Source organism: Pseudomonas sp. NPDC087342 (assembly GCF_044744265.1).
GTDB classification, from domain to species: Bacteria; Pseudomonadota; Gammaproteobacteria; order Pseudomonadales; family Pseudomonadaceae; genus Aquipseudomonas; species Aquipseudomonas nunensis.
The window spans coordinates 1-3,319 of the sequence record NZ_JBIUXZ010000052.1; the positions used below are offsets into that span (position 1 = coordinate 1).

Annotated in this window: 4 protein-coding genes and 1 pseudogene; all 5 read left to right on the forward strand. The window is 58.9% G+C overall.

The window, feature by feature from the left end; translation table 11 throughout:
• A pseudogene (locus ACIOYV_RS33180) lies at positions 1 to 147 on the forward strand (metal-binding protein); the annotation flags it as partial.
• A 13-nt stretch (positions 148 to 160) separates the two neighbouring features.
• A complete protein-coding gene (gene rpmF, locus ACIOYV_RS33185) occupies positions 161 to 343 on the forward strand; it encodes a 50S ribosomal protein L32 (RefSeq protein ID WP_008152339.1) in 183 nt (60 codons plus the stop codon).
• A 4-nt stretch (positions 344 to 347) separates the two neighbouring features.
• Positions 348 to 1,358, forward strand: coding sequence for a phosphate acyltransferase PlsX (plsX, locus tag ACIOYV_RS33190; protein WP_401330697.1), 1,011 nt, complete (start codon positions 348 to 350; stop codon positions 1,356 to 1,358).
• A 125-nt stretch (positions 1,359 to 1,483) separates the two neighbouring features.
• The gene (gene fabD / locus ACIOYV_RS33195) at positions 1,484 to 2,422 is read left to right on the forward strand and encodes an ACP S-malonyltransferase (RefSeq protein ID WP_054051772.1); all 939 of its coding nucleotides are present in this window, start codon (positions 1,484 to 1,486) and stop codon (positions 2,420 to 2,422) included.
• A 16-nt stretch (positions 2,423 to 2,438) separates the two neighbouring features.
• Positions 2,439 to 3,182 carry a 3-oxoacyl-ACP reductase FabG gene (gene fabG, locus ACIOYV_RS33200; protein ID WP_401330701.1) on the forward strand — a complete coding sequence of 248 codons (744 nt, stop codon included), beginning with the start codon at positions 2,439 to 2,441 and terminating at the stop codon, positions 3,180 to 3,182.
• Positions 3,183 to 3,319 lie beyond the last annotated feature (137 nt).

Here is a 3,319-nt window from a genome sequence, read left to right on the forward strand (position 1 = left end):
ATCGCCTTGCCCATTGTGCCTGCTCTTCATCCGGTAGAATGCCATCAGCCGGCGGGTCTCGATGAGCCCGAACCGAGCGAGGACGAGGTAACGCGGTCCAACCCGTTCAGTGTATTGGCGCAGTTAAAGCGTGACCCAAACGTTTAGGAGTTAATCAATTATGGCTGTTCAGCAGAACAAAAAATCCCGCTCTGCCCGTGACATGCGTCGTTCGCACGACGCCCTGACGGCAAGCACTCTGTCTGTAGAAAAAACCACTGGTGAAATTCACCTGCGTCACCACGTATCGCCAGAAGGCGTATACCGTGGCCGTAAAGTGATCGACAAGGGCGCTGACGAGTAATCACTTGTCTGCTCAAGTCATCGCGATTGACGCAATGGGCGGGGACTTCGGTCCCCGCAGCATTGTTCAGGCCAGCCTTGCTTGCCTGTCTGCTACGCCCTCGCTGCACCTGACCCTCGTCGGTCAACCTACCCTTTTAGAAGAACTGCTCTCCAGTCATTCGGCTGTGGATCGCGCGCGCCTGTCAATTACACCGGCGTGCGAAGTCATCACCATGGACGAAAAGCCTGCCCAGGCCTTGCGTGGCAAGCCTGATTCATCGATGCGCGTGGCCCTCGAGTTGTTGCGTGATGGCAAGGTAGAGGCCTGTGTCAGCGCGGGCAATACCGGCGCGTTGATGGCTCTGTCGCGATTTGTGCTCAAGACCTTGCCGGGCATCGATCGGCCGGCGATGGTCGCGGCGATCCCGACCGAGAAGGGTTATTGCCAGTTGCTCGATCTTGGTGCCAACGTCGATTGCAGTGCCGAGCACTTGTTGCAGTTCGCGATCATGGGCTCGGTGGCGGCGGAAACCCTGGGTGTGGTTCGCCCTCGGGTGGCGTTGCTGAATATCGGTACTGAAGACATCAAGGGCAATCAACAGGTCAAGCTGGCCGCGACCTTGTTGCAGAGCGCCCGGGGTATCAACTACATCGGTTTTGTCGAAGGTGACGGTGTTTATCGCGGCGAGGCGGATGTGGTGGTGTGTGACGGCTTTGTTGGCAATATCCTGCTCAAGTCCAGCGAAGGCCTGGCGACCATGATTGCCGGGCGCATCGAGGCCTTGTTCAAGCAAAGCCTGGCCTCGCGGGTGGTCGGTGCGCTGGCATTGCCGCTGATGAAGCGCTTGCAGGCGGATCTGGCTCCTGCGCGACACAATGGCGCGAGCTTCCTCGGTTTGCAGGGCATTGTCGTGAAAAGCCACGGTTCGGCCGGGGTGCAGGGCTTTCAGAGTGCGATTCAGCGTGCACTGATCGAGATCCAGGAAAACCTGCCGCAAAGGCTGCACGGTCGTCTTGAGGATCTGTTGCCTTAGGCGTTTTCGTCGGACAATGCTTAAATGTGACCGCTCAGTTCAATTGGCCATCCAACTGTCAGTTTCTTGCAGTCCCCCAGCGGGACGTCAATTCTCCGACGACAAGATCATTAGGGGCTTGTTACATGTCTGCTTCCCTCGCATTCGTCTTTCCAGGACAGGGTTCGCAGTCCCTCGGCATGCTGGCCGAGTTGGGCGCGCAACATCCAGTGGTCCTCGAAACATTCAAAGAAGCTTCCGATGCCCTGGGTTACGACCTGTGGGCACTGACCCAGCAAGGGCCGGAAGAGCAGCTCAATCAAACCGATAAAACCCAGCCGGCCATTCTGACCGCCTCGATCGCCTTGTGGCGTCTGTGGCTGGCTGAAGGCGGCGCGCGTCCGGCTTATGTTGCCGGTCACAGCCTGGGCGAATACAGCGCCCTGGTAGCTGCGGGCAGCCTGAGCCTGGGCGACGCGGTGAAACTGGTCGAACGTCGTGGCCAGTTGATGCAAGAAGCCGTTCCGGCCGGGCAGGGCGGCATGGCCGCTATTCTCGGTCTGGAAGACGCCGACGTGCTGGCAGCCTGTGCCGAAGCGGCGCAAGGCGAAGTGGTCAGCGCCGTGAATTTCAACTCCCCGGGCCAAGTGGTTATTGCTGGCGCCAAGGCTGCGGTCGAGCGTGCCATTGAAGGCTGCAAGGCGCGTGGTGCCAAGCGCGCCATGCCGTTGCCGGTCAGCGTGCCGTCTCACTGCGAGCTGATGCGTCCGGCGGCCGAGCGGTTTGCCGAGTCCATCGCTGCCATCGACTGGCAGGCGCCGCAGATTCCGGTGGTCCAGAACGTCAGCGCTGCGGTGCCGGCCGATCTGGAGACCCTCAAGCGTGATCTGCTTGAGCAGCTCTACAAGCCTGTGCGCTGGGTCGAATCGGTCCAGGCGCTGGCAGCCAAGGGCGCGACCCAACTGGTCGAGTGCGGCCCTGGCAAGGTGCTTGCCGGCCTGAACAAACGCTGCGCCGAAGGCGTATCGACATCTAACCTCAATACCCCAGACGCTTTCGCTGCCGCTCGCGCAGCGCTGGCCTGAATCAGGAGAAACTTGCATGAGTCTGCAAGGTAAAGTTGCACTGGTCACCGGTGCGAGCCGCGGTATCGGCCAGGCTATCGCCCTGGAACTGGGTCGTGAGGGCGCCATCGTCATTGGCACTGCGACCTCCGCCTCGGGCGCCGAGCGCATCGCTGCTACCCTGAAAGAAAACGGTATTCAAGGCACTGGCCTGGAACTCAATGTCACCAGCGACGAGTCCGTTGCGGCGGTGCTGGCGAACATCACCGCGCAATTCGGTGCCCCGGCAATCCTTGTCAACAATGCTGGCATCACACGCGATAATCTGATGATGCGCATGAAAGACGACGAATGGAACGACGTCATCGATACCAACCTGAACAGTCTGTTCCGCCTGTCCAAGGGCGTTTTGCGCGGCATGACCAAGGCGCGTTGGGGACGAATTATCAGTATTGGTTCGGTTGTGGGTGCCATGGGCAACGCAGGCCAAGTAAACTACGCAGCCGCCAAGGCCGGTCTGGAAGGTTTCAGCCGTGCATTGGCGCGTGAAGTCGGTTCGCGTTCGATTACGGTAAACTCGGTGGCTCCAGGGTTCATCGACACTGATATGACCCGTGAACTGCCCGAAGCGCAGCGTGAAGGCTTGATTACACAGATTCCGCTGGGCCGTCTGGGGCAAGCACAAGAGATCGCGTCTGTGGTCGCTTTTCTTGCATCCGACGGTGCGGCTTACGTTACTGGGGCTACAATCCCGGTGAACGGCGGGATGTACATGAGTTAAATGTGACGGGTTGCTTCAAAAAAATGTCATACGAGCTGTCTAAAATCCGTTATAAAGCTGCAATCTATTTATAGGCAGAGGGCCCCCGGGTTTGAGGAGTGAAGCTTTCAGTTGAAAAACTGAAAAGTCTTTCTATA

Excerpts from the sequence above, each read along its gene's own strand:
- rpmF (WP_008152339.1), top strand. The coding sequence starts at position 161 with ATGGCTGTTCAGCAGAACAAAAAATCCCGCTCTGCCCGTGACATGCGT.
- fabD (WP_054051772.1), top strand. The coding sequence starts at position 1,484 with ATGTCTGCTTCCCTCGCATTCGTCTTTCCAGGACAGGGTTCGCAGTCC.
- fabG (WP_401330701.1), top strand. The coding sequence starts at position 2,439 with ATGAGTCTGCAAGGTAAAGTTGCACTGGTCACCGGTGCGAGCCGCGGT.